Source organism: Streptomyces sp. NPDC001532 (assembly GCF_040298625.1).
GTDB lineage: Bacteria > Actinomycetota > Actinomycetes > Streptomycetales > Streptomycetaceae > Streptomyces.
The window spans coordinates 136,203-156,247 of record NZ_JBEPAL010000011.1; the positions used below are offsets into that span (position 1 = coordinate 136,203).

General features: G+C 71.5%; 15 protein-coding genes and 1 tRNA gene. 11 read left to right on the forward strand and 5 right to left on the reverse strand.

Features of this window, described 5'->3' with window-relative positions; all coding sequences use genetic code 11:
- The first annotated feature begins 226 nt into the window (after nucleotides 1-226).
- The 5 genes from ABT232_RS13680 to ABT232_RS13700 all read left to right on the forward strand — a co-directional run bounded on the left by ABT232_RS13680 (nucleotide 227) and on the right by ABT232_RS13700 (nucleotide 6,680).
- A complete protein-coding gene (locus tag ABT232_RS13680) occupies nucleotides 227-1,390 on the forward strand; it encodes an extracellular solute-binding protein (RefSeq protein WP_351839898.1) in 1,164 nt (387 codons plus the stop codon).
- Nucleotides 1,391-1,404: 14 nt separating this feature from the next.
- Nucleotides 1,405-2,361 (forward strand): carbohydrate ABC transporter permease, encoded by a 957-nt coding sequence (locus tag ABT232_RS13685; RefSeq protein WP_351839808.1) that lies wholly within the window; start codon nucleotides 1,405-1,407, stop codon nucleotides 2,359-2,361.
- Nucleotides 2,358-3,233 carry a carbohydrate ABC transporter permease gene (locus ABT232_RS13690; RefSeq protein WP_351839809.1) on the forward strand — a complete coding sequence of 292 codons (876 nt, stop codon included), beginning with the start codon at nucleotides 2,358-2,360 and terminating at the stop codon, nucleotides 3,231-3,233. The genes ABT232_RS13685 and ABT232_RS13690 overlap by 4 nt, the downstream gene beginning before the upstream one ends.
- Nucleotides 3,234-3,243: 10 nt before the next feature.
- Nucleotides 3,244-3,843 carry a hypothetical protein gene (locus ABT232_RS13695; protein WP_351839811.1) on the forward strand — a complete coding sequence of 200 codons (600 nt, stop codon included), beginning with the start codon at nucleotides 3,244-3,246 and terminating at the stop codon, nucleotides 3,841-3,843.
- A 101-nt stretch (nucleotides 3,844-3,944) separates the two neighbouring features.
- On the forward strand, nucleotides 3,945-6,680 hold the full coding sequence (locus ABT232_RS13700) for an exo-rhamnogalacturonan lyase family protein (protein ID WP_351839813.1): 2,736 nt from the start codon (nucleotides 3,945-3,947) through the stop codon (nucleotides 6,678-6,680).
- Nucleotides 6,681-6,773: 93 nt separating this feature from the next.
- On the opposite strand, the gene ABT232_RS13705 is transcribed toward ABT232_RS13700, so the two are convergent.
- Entirely contained in the window at nucleotides 6,774-9,098 is a 2,325-nt protein-coding gene (locus ABT232_RS13705) for an SCO7613 C-terminal domain-containing membrane protein (RefSeq protein WP_351839815.1), read from the reverse strand.
- 102 nt (nucleotides 9,099-9,200) lie between these two features.
- Between ABT232_RS13705 and ABT232_RS13710 the strand changes: the two genes are divergently transcribed.
- The gene (locus ABT232_RS13710; RefSeq protein ID WP_351839817.1) at nucleotides 9,201-9,647 is read left to right on the forward strand and encodes an SRPBCC family protein; all 447 of its coding nucleotides are present in this window, start codon (nucleotides 9,201-9,203) and stop codon (nucleotides 9,645-9,647) included.
- Between the two features lie 39 nt (nucleotides 9,648-9,686).
- Nucleotides 9,687-9,758, forward strand: a tRNA-Val gene (locus ABT232_RS13715).
- Nucleotides 9,759-9,805: 47 nt separating this feature from the next.
- Here ABT232_RS13715 and ABT232_RS13720 read toward each other — a convergent pair.
- Entirely contained in the window at nucleotides 9,806-10,534 is a 729-nt protein-coding gene (locus ABT232_RS13720) for a 3'-5' exonuclease (protein ID WP_351839819.1), read from the reverse strand.
- Between the two features lie 167 nt (nucleotides 10,535-10,701).
- Here ABT232_RS13720 and ABT232_RS13725 point away from each other — a divergent pair, with 167 nt between their 5' ends.
- The 3 genes from ABT232_RS13725 to thrS all read left to right on the forward strand — a co-directional run bounded on the left by ABT232_RS13725 (nucleotide 10,702) and on the right by thrS (nucleotide 14,546).
- Nucleotides 10,702-11,268, forward strand: a complete 567-nt coding sequence (locus ABT232_RS13725; protein WP_351839821.1) for a DUF4365 domain-containing protein — start codon at nucleotides 10,702-10,704, stop codon at nucleotides 11,266-11,268.
- Complete coding sequence (locus tag ABT232_RS13730) at nucleotides 11,265-12,479, forward strand: hypothetical protein (protein ID WP_351839822.1); 1,215 nt, start codon at nucleotides 11,265-11,267, stop codon at nucleotides 12,477-12,479. Before ABT232_RS13725 ends, ABT232_RS13730 begins: the two co-directional genes overlap by 4 nt.
- Before the next feature lie 90 nt (nucleotides 12,480-12,569).
- A complete protein-coding gene (gene thrS, locus ABT232_RS13735; RefSeq protein ID WP_351839824.1) occupies nucleotides 12,570-14,546 on the forward strand; it encodes a threonine--tRNA ligase in 1,977 nt (658 codons plus the stop codon).
- Nucleotides 14,547-14,556: 10 nt separating this feature from the next.
- Here thrS and ABT232_RS13740 read toward each other — a convergent pair whose 3' ends face one another.
- Nucleotides 14,557-15,228, reverse strand: coding sequence for a potassium channel family protein (locus ABT232_RS13740; RefSeq protein ID WP_351839826.1), 672 nt, complete (start codon nucleotides 15,226-15,228; stop codon nucleotides 14,557-14,559).
- 67 nt (nucleotides 15,229-15,295) lie between these two features.
- On the opposite strand from ABT232_RS13740, the gene ABT232_RS13745 reads away from it, so the two are divergent.
- Nucleotides 15,296-15,856, forward strand: coding sequence for an HIT family protein (locus ABT232_RS13745; RefSeq protein WP_351839828.1), 561 nt, complete (start codon nucleotides 15,296-15,298; stop codon nucleotides 15,854-15,856).
- Between the two features lie 83 nt (nucleotides 15,857-15,939).
- Here ABT232_RS13745 and ABT232_RS13750 read toward each other — a convergent pair whose 3' ends face one another.
- Entirely contained in the window at nucleotides 15,940-17,595 is a 1,656-nt protein-coding gene (locus ABT232_RS13750) for an AbeC-like domain-containing protein (protein WP_351839830.1), read from the reverse strand.
- A gap of 184 nt (nucleotides 17,596-17,779) precedes the next feature.
- Nucleotides 17,780-19,978, reverse strand: coding sequence for an elongation factor G-like protein EF-G2 (locus ABT232_RS13755; protein ID WP_351839832.1), 2,199 nt, complete (start codon nucleotides 19,976-19,978; stop codon nucleotides 17,780-17,782).
- Nucleotides 19,979-20,045 lie beyond the last annotated feature (67 nt).

Here is a 20,045-nt window from a genome sequence, read left to right on the forward strand (position 1 = left end):
CGAATCATTGACGCACCCCGAAGCCCTTCGTACCTTGTGCCAGCAAGCGCTTACTTGAAACGATTCATGCAGCGGCAAGGACGCCGCGGGGAGGGGTCTGACGGTGGCAGGCAGAAATCTGGAGAGGCGCACGATCCTCAAGGTGGCGGGAGCCTCGGCGGCCACGCTCGGGCTCGGCGCGACGACCGGCTGCGGCGGCGACGACGGTGTCTCCGCGGACGGGACCGTGACCCTCCGTTACGCATGGTGGGGTGGCGAGCCGCGCACCATTGCCATGAAGAAGGCGATCGCGGTCTTCGAGAAGAAGTACCCGAAGATCAAGATCAAGCCGGAATTCACCGACTACGCCGCGTTCTGGGAGAAGTTCCAGACGCAGGCCTCCGGTGGAAATCCGCCGGACGTTTTCCAGAATGCGGTCGGGTTCCTGCGCAAGTACGACCAGCGCGGCGTTCTGATGGATCTCAAGACCCAGGCGGACGCCGGGAATCTGGACCTCGAGAACTTCCGCAACGGTGTTCTGGCGAACGGTCAGGTCGACGGCAAGCAGCTCGGTGTTCCCGTCGGCGCCAACACGATGGCGCTCGTCATCGACCTCAAGGCCTTCAAGAAGGCGGGCGTCGAGGCGAAGATGGGCTGGACCTGGGACGACTACTTCGACGCGCTCCAGAAGATCCAGGACAAGCTGAAGATCTCCGGTGACACCGGCTACTTCGGCATCATGTACCTGTACGACCTCTACCTGCGCCAGAACGGCAAGGCCTTCTTCACCGACTCCGATCTCGGCTTCACCCAGGACGATCTGACGCAGTGGTGGGAGGACGGCTACAAGCGCGTGCGCTCCGGGCTCGTCGCCGACCCCAAGAAGATCGAGCAGGTCGCGCCCAAGTCCGGTCTGTCGGCGGGCCTCGCCGCGTCCGAGTTCACCTGGGACAACTTCTCCATCCGTTACGAGGGTGAGGGAGAGTCGGACTACGGGCTCGCGCCGATCCCCACCACCAACGGCAAGGACACCGGCCAGTACCTCGGCTCGCTGATGCTGAGCGGCTTCTCCGGGACCAAGCACCCCAAGGAAGTCGCGCAGTTCATCTCCTTCATGGTCCACGACCCCGAGGTCGGCAAGATCATGGGCTACGACCGCGGCATCCTCCCCACGACCGAGCAGTACGAGGCGTTCACGCCCACCGACGACAACAACAAGGGCGTCAAGGCGTACGAGGAGGAGGTCGCGGCGGCCGGCGTGCTCGGGAAGATCACTCCGCATCCGTCCGGCGCCGATGTCATCGAGGCGGCGTTCCTGCGTCTCGGCGGTGAGGTCGCCCAGGGCAAGACCAAGCCGGCCGACGCCGCGAAGGCGCTGTTCAGCGAGGCCAAGGCCGCGTTCGCGGGCTGAGGGGACGTACCACCATGACGCTCGTCAAGGAAGCGCCCGCGCGCCCGGCCGGGAAGCGGTCCGTCGCTCCCGCCGCGGGGCCGCGCGGGCGGCGCCGCGAGAACCTCGCCGGCTATCTGTTCATGTCGCCGTGGATCGTGGGATTCCTGCTGCTCACGGCGGGGCCGATGATCGCGTCGCTGTACTACGCGTTCACCAGCTACAACCTGTTCACGCCACCGAAGTGGGTGGGGCTGGACAACTTCACGACGATGTTCCAGGACCCGCGCTGGCAGAAGTCGGTCGAGGTCACCCTGAAGTACGTCGTCGTGGCCACACCGCTGAAGCTGCTGCTCGCCCTCGGTGTCGCGCTGCTGCTCGCGCAGAAGCGGCGCGGACAGGGCCTGTACCGGGCCGCGTTCTACATGCCCTCGCTGATCGGTGCCAGCGTCTCCGTGGGCTTCGTGTGGCGGGCGCTGTTCTCGGACGACGCGGTCGTGGACCGTACGCAGAAGGTCTTCGGGTTCGACGTCGGAGGCTGGATCGGCAACCCGGACTACGTCCTCTACTCCCTTGTGGCCCTGAGCATCTGGCAGTTCGGCGCGCCGATGGTCATCTTCCTGGCCGGCCTCAAGCAGGTCCCGCAGGAGCTGTACGAGGCCGCCGAGGTGGACGGGGCCGGACCGCTCAGGCGGTTCTGGAACATCACGCTGCCGATGATCTCCCCGGTGCTGTTCTTCAACGTGCTGCTGGAGTCCATCCACGCGTTCCAGGTGTTCGGCTCCGCGTACGTCGTCTCCGACACCCGGTGCGGACCGGCCGACGCGACGCTCGTCTACACCTGTTACCTGTATCAGAAGGGCTTCAAGGAAGCCCAGATGGGCTTCGCCTCCGCCATGGCCTGGACGCTCGTGGTCGCGGTGGCGCTCGTCACCGCGGTGCTGTTCTGGTCCCAGAAGAAGTGGGTGCACTACGAGGAGGCCGCCAAGTGACCACTGCCACCACTCCTGTCGTCCGTGCCGACGGTGAACGGCGGCGCTTCGGAGCGATCGCCTGGCACGTGGGCGCGCTCGCCGTCCTCGCGGTCGTCCTGTACCCGGTGATCTGGGTCGTCGGTGCCTCGTTCAAGCCGAGCAAGGACATCATCGCCAGCCTCGACCTGCTGCCCACCGAGCCGGTCTGGGCGAACTTCTCCGGGCTCGCGGACGGCATCTCCGGCATCTCCATCAGCAGCTTCTTCTGGAACTCGCTGATGTACGCGGCCCTCGCCGTCGCCGGGGTCGTGCTCTCCAGCTCGCTGACCGCTTACGCCTTCGCCAAGATCCGGTTCGCCGGGCGGAACCTGCTCTTCACGCTGATGATCGGCACCCTGCTGCTGCCCTACCACGTGCTGCTCATCCCGCAGTACGTGCTCTTCCGGAACCTGGAACTCACCGACACCCTGGTGCCGCTCGTCGCGGGCAAGTTCCTGGCCACCGAGGCGTTCTTCGTCTTCCTGATGGTGCAGTTCATGCGCGGGCTGCCGCGTGAGCTGGACGAGGCCGCCAAGCTCGACGGCTGCGGGCACCTGCGGACCTACTGGGCCATCGTGCTGCCGCTGAGCCGCCCCGCCATCATCACCAGCGCCATCTTCACCTTCATCAACGCCTGGAACGACTTCATGGGGCCGTTGATCTACCTCAACACCCCCGAGAAGTACACGGTGTCGCTGGGCCTGATGATGTTCCGCGACCAGGAGGGCATCTCCAACTACGGCAGCATGATCGCGATGTCGCTGGTGGCGCTGGTGCCGGTCATCGCCTTCTTCATGGCCTTCCAGCGCTACCTCATCGACGGCATGGCGACGTCCGGACTGAAGGGCTGAGGCGGTCACCATGGCGCAAGCACGCGTACAAGCCCGCTCCCGGCGCAAGGAGCCGATCCTCGGCGAGCGGTTCGGTGTCTTCGCCGAGTGTCTGCTCACCGGCGTGTGGATCGCCGTGGCCTGCCTCGGGCTGGTCACCTATCCCGCCGCGTTCGCGGCCGGGGCGCGCCATCTGCGCCGTCGTACCTCTCATACGGCCGGCGGGGTCCGGGAGTTCGTGCGGGACTTCCGGGCCGCCCTGCGCGGTGGCTGGATCGTCGGGCTGGCCGGCTGGGCGGTGGCGGCCGCGGTCTGGGTGGACGTCCTGGCCGCGCGGGCCGGGCTGCCCGGCGGGCCGCTGGTCGGGGCGGTCGGACTGTTCGCGCTGATCGCCGTCGCCGTCGCCGGACTGCGCGCGGCGGCGGCCTGGACGCCGGGCGCGGCCTGGCGCTCGCTGCTCGCCGAGGCGGGCCGCCGGACGGTGCTGGATCCCGTGGGGTCCTTCCTGCTCGTCGGCGGTCTGGCCGTCGTCGCCTGCTCGGGCTGGATCGTCCCGCCGCTGGCGGTGCCCGTCCTCGGGGCCGTCGCGGCGGCCGCCGTGGCGGTGGAGGAGCGGTACCGGCACCGCTGACGCGGTGCCCTCTCATCAAGGGCGGCGCCCCCGGGCGCCGTACCTCTTTCTGTCATGCCCTTGGCAACCCGTACCCGTACGGAAGGAAAGGCTGGCCTCTCATGTCTCCCATCCCCCGCAGGTCCATCCTCAAGGCGGCCGCCGTCGCCGGAGCCGCCGCCCAGTTCAGCTGGGCCCTCGGGGCGCAGGACGCCCAGGCCGCGCCCGGAGCCGAGAACGCCGAGGCGGAACCGGTGACCCTGGACTGGCTGGAGGACGGCGGCCTCGGCGCCGCGCCCGGCTCCACCCTCGGTGTCCCCTGGCCCAAGGGCCTCCACCAGGAGGACCAGACCTTCGCGCTCACCGACGAGAGCGGCACCGCCGTCCCCGTCCAGTCCTGGCCGATCGCCTACTGGCCCGACGGCTCCCTGAAGTGGACCGCGCACGCCGTCAGCTCCGGCACCGGCAAGCTCACCCTGACCGCCGGCGAGCCCGCCGCACCCGAGAAGAAGGTGACCGTCGACAAGAGCGGCGGCACCATCGACATCTCCACGGGCGTGATCACCGCGAAGATCGGCAAGTCCGGGTCCACGCTGGTCAAGTCCGTCACCCGCGGCTCCACCGAGATCGCCAAGAACGGCCGCCTGGTGCTGCTGCGCCAGCCGGAGATCGAGGACGGCGACCAGGGCACGGTCAAGTACGAGCGCTTCGACAGCGCCATCTCCGAGGTGACGGTCGAGCAGGAGGGACCGGTCCGCGCGGTCGTCCGCATCGACGGCAAGCACCGCAAGGGCACCCGCAGTTGGCTGCCGTTCTCCATCCGCCTCTACTTCTACGCGGGCGCCGACTCCTTCCGCATGGTGCACACCATCACCTACGACGGCACCCAGGAGCCCGGCAGCGCCGGCGGCGACTTCATCCGCGGCATCGGCGTCCGCTTCACCGTCCCGATGCGCGACGCCGCCTACGACCGTCACATCCGCATCGGCGGCGAGGGCACCGGCATGCTCCGCGAAGCCGTCAAGGGCATCACCGGCCTGCGCCGCGACCCCGGCGCGGCGGTGCAGACCGCGCAGTTCGAGGGCCAGAAGCTGCCCGACCCGTCGACCTGGGACCAGCGCGTCACCACCCGCCTGCAGTACATCCCCGAATGGGGCGACTACACCCTCTCCCAGCTCTCCGCCGACGGCTTCGGCGTCCGCAAGCGCACCAAGAAGGGCCACGGCTGGATCGGCGCCGGCGGCGGCCGGCGCGCCTCCGGCTTCGGCTACGTCGGCGGGGTCAGCGGCGGCCTCTCCTTCGGCCTGCGCGACTTCTGGGAGAAGTTCCCGGCCCAGCTCGACATCCGCGACGCCCAGACCGACGAGGCCGAGGTCACCATCTGGCTCTGGTCTCCCGAGGCGCAGCCCATGGACCTGCGCTTCTACCACGACGGCCTGGGCCAGGACACCTACCCCGAGCAGCTCGAAGGCCTCAACATCACCTACGAGGACTACGAGCCCGGCTTCGGCACCCCCTACGGCATCGCCCGGACCTCCGAACTCCTCTTCTGGGCCAACGAGTCCACCCCCGCCTCCGACCGGCTCGCCGAGCAGGTCGAGGCCGTCCGCGTGCTGCCGCAGCTCGCCGCCCCGCCCAAGCAGCTCATCACGGCGGGCGTCTTCGGCAAGGGCCTGTACGCCGAGCCCGACCGGTCCACCCCGGCCAAGGCGAAGATCGAGGACCACCTCGACTTCCTCTTCACCTATTACAAGGACCAGGTGGAGATGCGCCGGTGGTACGGCTTCTGGGACTACGGCGACATCATGCACACCTACGACACCGTCCGGCACCAGTGGCGGTACGACATCGGCGGCTACGCCTGGGACAACTCCGAACTGTCCCCGGACCTCTGGCTCTGGTACGCCTACCTGCGCAGTGGCCGCGCGGACATCTTCCGCTTCGCCGAGGCCATGACCCGGCACACCGGTGAGGTCGACGTCTACCACCTCGGCAAGTGGGCCGGCCTCGGGACCCGGCACGGCGTCCAGCACTACGCCGACAGCGCCAAGCAGCAGCGCATCGCCAACACCACGTACCGCCGCTACTACTACTTCCTCACCGCGGACGAACGCGTCGGCGACCTCATGCACGCCAACGTCGACTCCGACGAGACCTTCCTCGTCCTCGACCCGCAGCGCAAGGTGCGCACCGACACCTACACCCCGGACCGGCACGCCCTGTCGATCGGCTTCGGCACGGACTGGAGCGGCCTGGTGTCGGCCTGGCTGACGGAGTGGGAGCGCAAGGGCCCGAAGTGGGAGAAGGCCAAGGCGCGCGTGCTGTCGACGATGGAGGGCATCGCCGCCCAGCCCAACGGCTTCGTCCAGGGCAGCGGCCTGTACGACCTCGACACCGGCACGTTCGCCGTCGCCGAGAAGCCGGTCGTCGGTGTCTCGCACCTGTCGGCCGTCTTCGGCCTCAACGAGCTGTGCGCCGAACTCATCGACCTCGTCGACATGCCGAAGTTCAACGAGGCCTACTTCGACTACTGCCGCTACTTCAACGCCAGCAAGACCGAACAGGCCGCCCGCTACGGCTCCAACTTCGGCAGCCTGATCCTGTTCCAGGGACACTCCCGCCTCGACGCCTACGCGGCCGTCAAGACCGGCGACGAGAAGCTGGCCAAGCGGGCCTGGGAGAAGTTCTACAACTCCGACGGCTACAAGGAGTCCGCGCCGTGGAAGACCGAGAAGGTCAGCGGCCCCACGGCACTGGTCGCCGGCAGCGAGGCCACCTGGGTGTCGACCAACGACACCGCGCTGTACGGCCTCGCCGCCATCGAGAACCTGGCCCTGCTCGGCGACAGGATGCCGTGACGCCCCACTGAGGCTGCCGGGGAACCGCGCCGACCGCCCGCTCCGCGGGGCGCGTGCGGCCGTCGCGCGGTTCCCCGCGCCCCTTCGGGAGCGTCAGCGCATCCCGCGGAGCATCTCCCGCGCCCGCCGGACGTCCCGCAGCCGCTGCTCGTACGTCGCCCCGAGAGCGAGCAGCAGCAGTCCGGCCAGCGCGGGAGGCACCCAGCGGGGCAGCGCCCCGGCCACCTGCACGAGATACGGGGCCAGCTCGTGCAGCACGACCAGCACCAGCACCGAGCCGCCCAGCAGCAGCGGTGCCCGCAGCGAGTGCCCGGCGCCGAGCAGCGTCACCGCCAGCGCCCCCAGCCCCAGCAGCAGGGGGCGCTGCCAGTGCGCGTCGCCCCAGACCGCGAGGAGGCTCGGCAGCAGACCGGCGGCGAGCCCGGGGCCGTACGCCGTCCAGGACGAGGCCTGCGGATCGCGGCGCCGCCGCGCCAGGCCCACCAGCAGCGCGGGAACGGCCACCGGCAGCGTGTAGGCCTCCGGGACGGTCACCTCCCAGGCCGCCAGCCGCACCCACGCGGCCAGGACGAACAGCGCGGCGGCCACGTACCCGACGGGCCGCCGGTCGGCGCGCACGGCGATGCCCGCGGCGATGACTCCGGCCAGGGCCAGTACCAGCGCCAGCATCGGCGCGTCCGGCACCGCGAGACCGACCGCGACCAGCGCCGCGACCGCGCCGGAAACCTCCGCGGTCACCCGCGTCGCCCGCTCGGTGCGCGGCGCCCACGCCGCCGCCGCCACCGGCACCAGCAGCACCGCCAGAGCGGTGTGCGAGGACGGCAGATCCAGCGCCGCGCCCGCCGCGCAGACGAGGGCGGTGGCGTACCCGGCCGCCGCGGCCACCGGCACCGGCCTGCGCGCACCGGTCGCGAACAGGGCCGTGAGCAGGGCCAGCACGGTCAGCGTGGCCGGTTCGGCGGCGAGCGAGAGCAGCGCGAGCACGAACGAGGCGAGCAGCGCGAGCACGGTCGGCACGACCCGCCGCAGCAGCAGGAGCCCCACCGTCATCGCGCCCAGCACGACCAGGCCGACGGCGTACGGCAGGCGCAGCACCGGCGGCACGACCAGCACCGCCGCCGCGAGCAGGGCCGTCGCCGCGTCGAGCGCCCGCGACCGCCAGGCCTCCCCGCGCACCGCGAGCGCCAGCACCCCGGCGACCACGGCCAGCACCAGCGGCGCCGTCGCGGCGTCCGGCGGCCACGGCACCTCGGCCGTCACCGCCTCCCGCGCGTCCGCCGGCACGCCCGACCAGATCCGCGGCAGCAGACCGACCGGCCCGAGCAGCGCCACGGCCACGACCGGCAGCGCCGCCAGCACCGCCAGCGCCTGCACGGCACCCGAGGCCCACGTCAGGCCCCGGCGCACGACCTCCGGGACACGCTCCACGCGCAGCAGGGCCGGCAGCGCGATCCCGGCGAGCAGATGAACCGGCACCGCCCACACGTCCGGCAGCACGGCACGCGGCACCCCGCCCAGCGCGGCCACCGCGAGCAGGCCCGCCGCGACGGCGTTGCCCAGCGCGACGGCCGGGCGCCACGCCCACGCCCCGGCCAGCGCGATCGCGGTGCCGAGCAGCAGCAGCCCCGCCGCACGGGCGGCGGCGCCCGGACCGTCGGCCGTCCACGACAACCAGCCGGCCGCCAGCACACCCCAGCCGCCGACGCCGTACGCGCCCACCGCGGCGACGATCCGGACGGGCCCGGCGGTCATCCGCAGCGCCGCCACCGTGTCGGCGGCCGCCGTCACCAGCAGAGCCGCCGCGATCCCGTAGGCGTCCGCGCCCGCCGCCACCGCCCACAGCGGCAGCGGGAGTTGGGCCACGACCAGCGCGGCCGGGACCGGCAGCACCGCCGGCCGGCCGGTCACCCGCGGGAGCAGCAGACCGTACGCGGCCCAGAGCGCGGCGAGCGCCGCCGTCGCGGCGGCCGTGTACCCGGTGGCGTCCGCCTCCGGGAGAGCGGCCGCGTACAGCGCGTACGCGTCCAGCACGGTCAGGGCCAGGCCCAGGCCCACCACCGACTCGGCCGTCGAGCGCAGGCCCCGCTTCAGCAGCGGCACCGGCACCGCCAGCGCCGCCGCGGTCACCGCGCCGAGCACCGCGGCCCGCCCGGCGATCCCCAGGTGACCCCAGCTGACCAGCGTGAACGCGGCCGCCGCGAGTGTGAGCAGCACCCCGCCCAGCACCAGCAGCACGTTCTGCACCCGGGGCCCGGCGGCCTCCGGGTGCGCGGCGGGAGCAGGCAGCGGCCGGACCGGCTGGAGCTGCGAGAGCAGCCAGCCGCGGCGCGCCAGCAACTGGGAACGGCGGGCGTCCAGTCGGTACAGCTCCGCGTCGAGGAGCCGCAACTCCTCGGCGGGGGACGGAATGTGCGTCATGATCCGGAGTGTGGCCGCCCTCACCCCGCGGGACATGAGTGCGGGTACTCAGAACCTACTCAGGTACGGGTGACACCGCCCTGAGCAGGACAGACTCCGATCATGGACTGGACCCACCACCGCTTCCTCAGCCTCTGGGAGCTGCCCGCCCCGCCCACCGCCGTCTATGCCGCGCTGGAGCGCGTCGAGGACTACCCGCGCTGGTGGCCGCAGGTGCGCGAGGTGAGACAGCTCGACGGCACCACCGGCGTCATCCGCATCCGCTCGCTCCTGCCGTACGACATGACCTTCACCGCCCGGGAGGTGCGCCGCGACCCGGCGGACGGGGTGCTGGAGGCCGCGCTCTCGGGTGACGTGGACGGATGGTCGCGCTGGACCGTCACCGCCCGCGGCCCGGGCAGCCTGGTGCGCTACGAGCAGGAGGTCCGGGTGCGCAAGGCGCTGCTGCGGCGGCTCGCGGTGCCGGGACGGCCGTTCTTCCGGGCCAACCACCGGCTGATGATGCGCGCCGGACGGCGCGGACTGACGGCCCACCTGGCAGCGGTTTGAACGAAGCCCGCCCGGACCTGTATTGTTCAGTGCGTTCCCGGGCGATTAGCTCAGTGGGAGAGCGCTTCGTTCACACCGAAGAGGTCACTGGTTCGAACCCAGTATCGCCCACCGGGAAAAGCCGGTCCGCAGCAGCGGGCCGGCTTTTTTGCATCCCCTCACGCCGCGGCGGCCGGCAGGTCCGGACGCAGCGGCCACGCCGGGTCCACCGCCTCCTCGCTGCCGTTGCGCGCGAACCAGGCCTGCAGTCCCCGCGCCTGCGCCGCGTGCCACACCGCCTGCAAGGTGTGCAGCTCGGCGGGGGAGAGGCGCTCCAGGCGGGACGCGAACCGCCGCCCCACCGCCCGGACCACCTCCAGCGACGCCAGCGCGTCCGCCGCCGCGTCATGGGCGCCGTCCAGCTCGACCCCGTAGTGCGCGCACAGGTCGGTCAGGGTGCGGCGGCCCTTGCGGTAGCGGTCCAGGTGCTTGTCCAGCACCCGCGGGTCCAGCACCAGCAGCGGCGTCGACTCGAACCAGCGGGCCAGCGACGAGGCCCGGTGGCGGCGCAGCTCGCGGTCGAGCAGCGTCAGATCGAACGGCGCGTTCATCACCACCAGCGGACGCCCGACGCCGGCCTGTTCGGCCAACGCCATGGCTATCTCCTGCATCACCGGCGCCGGCCAGCGGCCGTTGCGCGCCAGGTGATCCTCCGTCAGTCCGTGCACCGCCGTCGCCTCGGCGGGCACCGGCACGCCCGGGTTCACCAGCCAGCGGCTCATCCGCGGCCGGGTGCCCGGAGCGTCCTGGACGACGAGGGCGGCCGACACGATCCGGTCGGTCTCGACGTCCACACCCGTAGTCTCCGTGTCGAATGCCGCCAGCGGGCCCTCGTACCAGCACGTCATAGCCAACAACTCCTCGTTCACCCACGGCAGCTGACGTCCCGTCTTCTGCCCGTTTGGTGATACCCGGGCCGTTTGCGCCGTACGCCGCGAGGAGACAACAGTTGTACGGGTCCTTGCAGTTCAGCGGCTCGACTGGGTAAGACGACGTGCTCGGAAGGCTGTTGGCCATGGCCATAGCGCAGCCCGAGCGGGGCGGGCTGCTGCCCGACCGCGCGGGCCCCCTTCGCGGTTCCCTCGCCACCACCGCCTGCATGGAGACCTTGCAGGTGGGCTATCTGCACGCGGTCGCCGCGGCCGCCGGCTGCTCGCTGTCCCAGCCCTTTCCCGACAACGGCATCGACTGGCACGTCAGCCACAGCGCCCCCGGCCACGTCGTCGACGACGAGGTCACCATCAAGGTGCAGCTGAAGGCGACCTACCAGGTCGCCCCCAACCCGCCCGGCCGCTCCTTCTCCTTCACGCTCGACAACGACCACCTGGCGAAGCTCGCCCGCACCCCGGTCTCGGTGCACAAGATCCTCGTCGTGATGCTCGTGCCCCGGTCCCGGGACGACTGGCTGCGCGCCAGCCACGACCGCCTCGACCTGCGGCACTGCTGCTACTGGACCAACCTGGCCGGACAACCGATCACGGGCCGGAACCGGACCACCGTGCGGATCCCGACCGCACGCATATTCGACGACCGGGCGCTGTGCGAGATCATGACGCGGGTCGGGACCGGAGGCAGACCATGACGCACCGTCCGCTCGACGAGCCCTTGCGCCCGGTACGACCGCACCCCGAACCCCGCCTTCAGCAGCCGCCCGAGCCCGGCCGGGTCGACCCCGCCGTGCTCGGCGCCCTGCTGCGCCGGCACGGCTGGCAGCGCCGCGGCGGCGCCGCCGGACGCTACGGCCGCTGGACCCCGCCCGGACCCGACGGCAGCGGCACCAGCCTCCTCGTCCCGGAGAGCCGTGCCTTCCCCGACAGCGACGACCTGCTCGGCGAGGCCCTGACCGCGCTCGCCCGCAGCGCCGCCCCCTCCGCCCGCGAGGTGCTGATCGGTCTCACCGTGCCCAGCGACGAGGTCCGCTGGTGGCGGGACGTGCCCGGCGGCCCCGCCGGCGCCGACCCCTGGACCGCCGAGGAACAGCTGCGCACCGCCGCCCGCCGCACCCTGCTCGCCGGCGCCCTCGCCACCCGCGCCCGGGCCGGCTACCACGGCGCCCGGCACCGCCGCGCGGCCGCCGCCCTGCTCGACGGCGTGCTGGTCGGCCCCGCGGCCGGCGGCCGCCGGCTCACCGCCTTCGTGCCCGTCGACACCGGCCGCCCGCTCGCCGTCCGCCTCCAGCAGGCCCTGTACGCCGCCCGCGAGGCCGTCGACTACCGGCGGGCCACCGGCGGCATGGACGCCTTCGACGGTGCCGTCGAGGCGGGCGTCAGCCGGGAACTCACCGAGGCCCTGATCGCCCTCGTCCGCGGCACCGAGGGCGCCCGTGTCGCCGTCGCCTGGTCGCCCGCCGCCGGCACCCCCGAGGGCGCGGTGGCCGCCGCCGAGGCCGTCGAGTTCTCGCCCGGCGACCTGCCGGCCCTGCGCGAGGCCGGGGCCCGCTACCAGCGCGTCGAACCGTCCGTGCCCGTGCGGATCACCGGGGCCGTCGTCCGCCTGCGCCGGTCCGGGCCGCGCGGCGAGGGGGTGGTACGGCTGCGGGTGCTCGCCGGGGCCGAGGTGCCGCACGTCCGGCTCGTCCTCGACGAGGAGGACTACCGGATCGCCGGCCAGGCCCACCTGGTCGGACTGCCGGTGCGCGTGCACGGCCGGCTGGAGAGCCGGGGCGGCTTCCGGCGGCTCAGCGAGGCCGGCGGAGTGGTTCCGGTGCAGGTGGACGAGACGGAACGGGACCGGCTGATGAAGTCCTTGCAGGAGAACCTGGACTTCTTCGAGGAGGCGTGCGGCGGGGAATGATTTCGCGGAGGGCGGGCCGGGGTCGGTACGATCCCCTAATGCGCGCGCTCTCGGTATGGCGCCGCATCCACCTTCAGTCAGGAGAGACCGGTGTCAGACGTCCGTGTGATCATCCAACGCGATTCCGAGCGGGAAGAGCGCGTGGTGACGACGGGCACCACGGCCGCCGAGCTCTTCGCCGACGAGCGCTCGATCATCGCCGCGCGCGTGGGCGGTGAGCTCAGGGACCTGTCGTACGTGCTCTCCGAGGACGACGAGGTCGAGGGCGTCGAGATCTCCTCCGAGGACGGGCTGGGCATCCTGCGCCACTCCACCGCGCACGTCATGGCCCAGGCCGTGCAGGAGCTGTTCCCCGAGGCCAAGCTCGGCATCGGCCCGCCCGTCAAGGACGGCTTCTACTACGACTTCGACGTCGAGAAGCCGTTCACGCCCGAGGATCTCAAGGCCATCGAGAAGAAGATGCAGGAGATCCAGAAGCGCGGGCAGAAGTTCGCCCGCCGCGTCGTCACCGACGAGGCCGCCCGCGAGGAGCTGGCCGACGAGCCGTACAAGCTGGAGCTGATCGGCCTCAAGGGTGCCGCCTCCAGCGACGACGGCGCGGACGTCGAGGTCGGCGCCGGTGAGCTGACGATCTACGACAACCTCGACGCCAAGACCGGCGAGCTGTGCTGGAAGGACCTCTGCCGCGGTCCGCACCTGCCCTCCACCCGCCTGATCCCGGCGTTCAAGCTGATGCGCAACGCGGCCGCCTACTGGCGCGGCAGCGAGAAGAACCCCATGCTCCAGCGCATCTACGGCACCGCCTGGCCGTCCAAGGACGAGCTGAAGGGCTACCTGGACTTCCTCGCCGAGGCCGAGAAGCGCGACCACCGCAAGCTGGGCTCCGAGCTCGACCTGTTCTCCATCCCGGAGCAGATCGGCTCCGGCCTCGCCGTCTTCCACCCCAAGGGCGGCATCATCCGCCGCGTGATGGAGGACTACTCGCGCCGCCGGCACGAGGAGGAGGGCTACGAGTTCGTCTACACCCCGCACGCCACCAAGGGGAAGCTCTTCGAGACCTCGGGCCACCTCGACTGGTACGCCGACGGCATGTACCCGCCCATGCAGCTCGACGAGGGCGTGGACTACTACCTGAAGCCCATGAACTGCCCGATGCACAACCTGATCTTCGACGCGCGCGGCCGCTCGTACCGTGAGCTGCCGCTGCGCCTGTTCGAGTTCGGCACCGTGTACCGGTACGAGAAGTCCGGCGTCGTGCACGGCCTGACCCGCGCCCGCGGCTTCACCCAGGACGACGCGCACATCTACTGCACCCGTGAGCAGATGTCGGAGGAGCTCGACAAGACGCTCACCTTCGTCCTCGGCCTGCTGCGCGACTACGGCCTGACCGACTTCTACCTGGAGCTGTCCACCAAGGACCCGGAGAAGTACGTCGGCACGGACGAGGCCTGGGAGGAGGCGACCGAGACGCTGCGCCAGGTCGCCGAGAAGCAGGGCCTGCCCCTGGTTCCCGACCCGGGCGGCGCCGCCTTCTACGGCCCGAAGATCTCCGTGCAGGCCAAGGACGCCATCGGCCGCACCTGGCAGATGTCGACCATCCAGCTCGACTTCAACCTGCCCGAGCGGTTCGACCTGGAGTACACCGGCGCGGACGGCGCCAAGCAGCGGCCGGTCATGATCCACCGCGCGCTGTTCGGTTCCATCGAGCGGTTCTTCGCGGTCCTCCTGGAGCACTACGCGGGCGCGTTCCCGGCGTGGCTGGCGCCGGTGCAGGCGATCGGCATCCCGATCGGCGACGCGCACGTCGAGTACCTGGAGAAGTTCACCGCGGCCGCCAGGAAGAAGGGCCTGCGGGTCGAGGTCGACTCCTCGTCCGACCGGATGCAGAAGAAGATCCGCAACGCCCAGAAGCAGAAGGTGCCCTTCATGGTCATCGCGGGCGACGAGGACATGGCCAACAACGCCGTCTCCTTCCGCTACCGGGACGGCTCGCAGGAGAACGGCATCCCCTTCGACGAGGCCATCGCGAAGATCGCGAAGGTGGTCGAGGAGCGCACGCAGATCTGATCCGGCACGCTCACGAGGCCCCCGGGGTTCCCCCCGGGGGCCTTTCGTCGTCCTCGCGGGAGAAGACCTGCAGCAGCCACGACGAGAACGACCCCGTCACCGCCCCCAGCAGCGCCAGCCCGCAGGCCATCATCGCCACCGCGATCACCCGGCCCATCGGGGTGACCGGCACGACATCGCCGTATCCCACCGTCGCCAGGGTCGCGCAGGCCCACCAGACCGCGTCCCCGAAGGTCCGCATGCTCGCCCCCGGAGCGCCGTACTCCTGCTGGTACACGGCGAGGGAGCCGGCGAAGCCGAGGAGCACGGTGGACAGCCCCGCGTAGGCGCTCACCCGGCCGTGCAGAGGCAGGCGGGGACGGCCGTGCCGGCGTTGCACGGCCTCGTACACCTTCACCACCCGCAGCGGCCGCAGCAGCGGCAGCACCAGCACCACCGTGTCGAGCACATGCGAGCGCACGAAGCCCAGCCGCCGCCCGCTCAGCCGCCAGCGCACCCCGTAGTCGACGGCGAACAGCGCCCACGCTACGGACATCACGGACAGGCAGAGCGCCCGCCAGCCCTCGGGCAGCCCGTGCGCCAGCACCAGGACCGCGTACGCCGTGAAGAACACCAGTGACGCCACGGCGAGCGGCACCTCGGCGCGGCGCTCCCAGCGGGCCTGGCGGCTGTCGTCGTCCACCGGCCCAGCTTCGCCCGGACCGGCTTCGCCGGAGCCCCGGCGACACGCCGCGAACGGGCGAAGCCATATGCTGCACTGCATGACGAGTGAGCCGGAACAGCAGATCGGAGTGGGGACGCAGGACGCGTTCCAGCGCCTGTGGACGCCCCACCGGATGGCCTACATCCAGGGCGAGAACAAGCCCACCGGTCCGGGGGCCGACGACGGCTGTCCCTTCTGCTCGATCCCGGCCAAATCCGACGAGGACGGGCTGATCGTCCGCCGTGGCGAGCAGGTGTACGCGGTGCTGAACCTGTACCCGTACAACGGCGGTCATCTGATGACCGTGCCCTACCGGCATGTCGCCGACTACACCGACCTCACGGCCGCGGAGACCGCCGAGCTGGCCGAGCTGACCAAGCAGGCGATGACGGCGCTGCGCACCGCCTCCGGCGCCCACGGTTTCAACATCGGGATGAACCAGGGGACGGTGGCCGGCGCGGGCATCGCCGCCCACCTCCACCAGCACATCGTGCCCAGGTGGGGCGGCGACACCAACTTCATGCCGGTCGTCGGCTACACCAAGGTGCTGCCGCAGCTGCTGGCCGACACCCGCAAGATGCTGGCCGAGGCCTGGCCGACGGTGTGACGCCGAGCGCCGTGTGACGCCGAGCACGAGGGTGCCCCCGGCCGGACCGGCCGGGGGCACCGTCATGCTCGGCGCGGGTGGTGCTACGCGTCGTACAGGTCCGCCTTGCGGGGGCTGAGGTCCTGGACCGCGGTGCTCAGGAACGCCGAGCGGTTGCCGAACTTCTCGGTGTCGACACCGTTCTCCTCCAGCACCTTGATCGCCGCCGAGTGCACCACGCGCAGCACCGGGGTCGCGGCGCGCAGGGCGTCGTCGGCCATGAAACGGTGCCGCCAGGGCTGGTCGGCCCAGGCGTGCCGCAGGCCGAACGGCTCCGGCAGCGCGATCGAGCCGCCGAGCCAGTTCAGCAGCGGCGGGTACCAGGTGATCGGCGCGCGCACGGCCAGCCGGACCACCTCGTCGCTGGTCACCAGCGGAAGGTTCACCGTGCGGCTCTCCCACGGCTTGAACGACTTGCTGACCGACTTGGTCGGCGCCTCCGACTTGGTGGTGAACAGCGAGTTCACCGGGCCCAGGGCGTGGCCGGTGACCTCGATGCGCAGGGTGGCGTGCAGCACGGTGACCGTGATCAGCATGGTGAGCACCAGCTGGCCGTCCCACAGCGTCCACTGCACCCCGAGGTAGTGCCGGTCGCCCGCGCCGAACTGCTGCTTGTTGCAGATCTCCTGTATGGCGTGCGACTTGACCTGGTACGCCTCGACGTCGGTGCCCTCCGGCCGGGAGACCGCCTTGGCGTTCTCGCCGACCGGGGTGACGATCCAGTGCCGTATCGACGGGGTCGGGAAGCCGCCGGTGTTCAGCGGGCCGCGCTCCAGCATCCGCAGCTGGTCGTGGATCGACCGTACGACGTCCCAGCTGCGGAACGGGTGGATCTCGCGGTCCGCGACGGCCGGCACCAGCTCCTCGGCGAGCTGCCAGGACCCCCAGCGGGTGCCCATCCCGAGGATGCCCTTGGGCCCGGCGTAGAACACGGAGTTCGACTGCTGCTCGGCGCTGAGCCTGGCCAGGGACTGGCGCAGCTGCTCCGCCGCGGTCTCGCCCGGGTTGCTGGGCACCGCCTCGGGGACCTTGGCGCCGATGCTGCTGCCCGACAGCAGGCCGTCCCAGCGGTCCCTGAGGTCCTTCGCGGTGCCCTCGCAGAGCCGCTTGGCCAGGAACCAGCCCACGATCGGGGCGACGACCGCCGCCCGCGCGTACCAGCCCCAGAAGCCGCCGAAGGGCATCCGCAGCAGGAAGACCACGGCCAGCGCGCCGACCGCCACGAGCAGCACGGTGGCCATCACGGAGGTCCGCCGGGCGTCCGTCCTGGTCATGGTGGTGCGCAGCTGGAACACCAGCAGCCACACCAGCAGGCCGGGCAGGAAGACCAGACCGCACAGGACCATGATCGCGGTCAGCTTGTTGTCGCGCTCGCGGCGCAGCCGGTTGGCGGCCAGGCAGTGCTCGACGACCACCTGCGGCTGGGTGCCGAAGGACTGGATGAGCGGCTTGCGGCCGCCGCCCAGCATGCGGTCGATCACCGCGCGGGAGAACGCCTCGCCCAGATTCGGCTTGAACAGCGCCAGCTTGCCCGCGTTCACGGTGGACTGGTGCCAGTCGTTGTCGGCTTTCTTGATGTCCTCCACGGGGTTGTCCCGATAGGCCGCCGAGGCCAGCGCGAAGGTCGCCGTCTGGCCCTCGTCGCCCGTGCGCGGCACCTGCGGTCCGAAGCTGTCCGCGTAACCGCCGTCAACGGTCATTCCCGCCCCCGATCGCCGCAACTGTCGTCCTGCGGCCTTCCCGACTTCCTTGCTTCGCACACCTGTTGATCAGGTCATCAGCGTATCCGCAGCCACTGACAGACGTTCGGCGGACGGCCGAAGCCGCCCGCCGAACCGGCAGGAAACCCTTCCCGGAGGCCACTTGGGCCCCCTCACACCCCAACTACGAGGCGAGCCGTTCCTGTTCGCGCAGGCGCGCGGCGATCTGCTGAGGCATCGGCTCGTGCCGGGCGTACCGGCGGTCGAAACGCGCCGTGCCGTGCGACAGGGAGCGCAGATCCACCGCGTAGCGCCCGATCTCGATCTCGGGTACCTCGGCGCGCACCAGCGTGCGCCCCCCTGGGGTCTGCTCGGTGCCGAGCAGCCGGCCGCGCCGGCCCGACAGGTCGCTCATCACGGCGCCCACGTACTCGTCGCCGACCAGGACGCTCACCTCGGCCACCGGCTCCAGCAGATGGATCCGGGCGTCCGCCGCGGCCTCCCGCAGCGCCAGCGCGCCCGCGGTCTGGAACGCGGCGTCGGAGGAGTCCACCGAGTGCGCCTTGCCGTCCCGCAGCGTGACCCGCACGTCGATGAGCGGATGTCCGGCGGCCACGCCCTTGGCGGCCTGGGCCCTGACGCCCTTCTCGACGGACGGGATGAACTGGCGCGGCACCGCGCCGCCGACCACCTTGTCCACGAACTCGATGCCCGAGCCGCCCGGCAGCGGCTCCACCTCGATCTCGCAGATCGCGTACTGGCCGTGCCCGCCGGACTGCTTCACATGCCGGCCGCGCCCGGCGGACCGCGTCGCGAACGTCTCGCGCAGCGACACCCGGTGCGGTACGACGTCGACCTGGACGCCGTAGCGGCTGCGCAGCCGCTCCAGGGCGACGTCCGCGTGGGCCTCGCCCAGGCACCACAGCACCACCTGGTGGGTGTCCTGGTTCTGCTCCAGGCGCATCGTCGGGTCCTCGGCCACCAGCCGGGCGAGCCCTTGGGACAGCTTGTCCTCGTCGGCCTTGCTGTGCGCCTGGATGGCGACCGGCAGCAGCGGGTCGGGCATCTCCCAGGGCTCCATCAGGAGCGGATCGTCCTTGGCGGACAGCGTGTCGCCGGTCTCCGCGCGGCCCAGCTTCGCCACGCACACCAGGTCACCGGCGACGGCGTGCGTCACGGGCTGCTGCTGTTTGCCGAACGGGGTGGTCAGCGCGCCGATCTTCTCGTCGACGTCGTGGTCCTCGTGGCCGCGGTCGGCGAGGCCATGCCCGGAGACATGGACGGTCCGGTCGGGGCGCAGGGTGCCGGAGAAGATCCGCACCAGGGAGATCCGGCCGACGTAGGGGTCGGAGGAGGTCTTGACGACCTCCGCGACCAGCGGGCCGTCCGTGTCGCACGGCTTCAGCTCGCGCCGCCTGCCGTCGATCGTGGTCACCGCGGGCGTGGGGTGCTCGAACGGGGTCGGGAAGCCGCCGGTGATCAGCTCCAGCAGCTCCACCGTGCCGATGCCCTGGCGGGCGATCCCGGCGGCCGGGGCCGCGGCCAGGACCGGGAAGAAGGTGCCGCGCGCGACGGCCCGCTCCAGGTCGTCCACGAGCGTCTTGAGGTCGATCCGCTCGCCGCCGAGATAGCGGTCCATGAGGGTCTCGTCCTCGCTCTCGGCGATGATGCCCTCGATCAGCCGGCCGCGGGCCTCCTCGATCAGCGGCAGCAGGTCCTCGCCCGGCTCGGACTCCTTGCGCTCCCCGCCGGCGTAGTCGAACAGCTTCTGCGAGAGCAGCCCGATCAGACCGGTCACGGGCGCGTGCCCGTCCGGCGCCTCGGGGCCGTGCAGCGGCAGGTACAGCGGCAGCACGGCGTCGGGATCGTCACCGCCGAAGGCCTCGGCGCAGATCCGGGTCATCTCCTCGAAGTCCGCGCGGGCGGCCTCCAGGTGCGTGACGACGATCGCACGGGGCATGCCGACGGCCGCGCACTCGTCCCACACCATGCGGGTGGAGCCGTCCACGCCGTCGGAGGCGGAGACGACGAAAAGGGCCGCGTCCGCCGCACGCAGACCGGCCCGCAGCTCCCCGACGAAGTCGGCGTATCCGGGGGTGTCCAGCAGATTAACCTTGATCCCGTCCCATTCGACGGGCACCAGGGACAGCTGCACCGAGCGCTGCTGGCGGTGCTCGATGTCGTCGTAGTCCGAGACGGTGCCGCCGTCCTCCACACGGCCCGCCCGGTTCACCGCTCCCGCGGCCAGCGCGAGAGCTTCCACCAGCGTCGTCTTGCCCGATCCGGAGTGGCCGACCAGCACCACATTCCGTACGGACGCGGGGTGGTCGGCCGCCGTAGCCCTGCCGGCGGCTCCGGGATGTAGGTTCGTCTTGTCGCCCATGATCCTGCCTCCCGTGCACGGTGAGGTCACTGTGGGCGCGGACACGCGGGGGCCGCGTGCGGGGCGG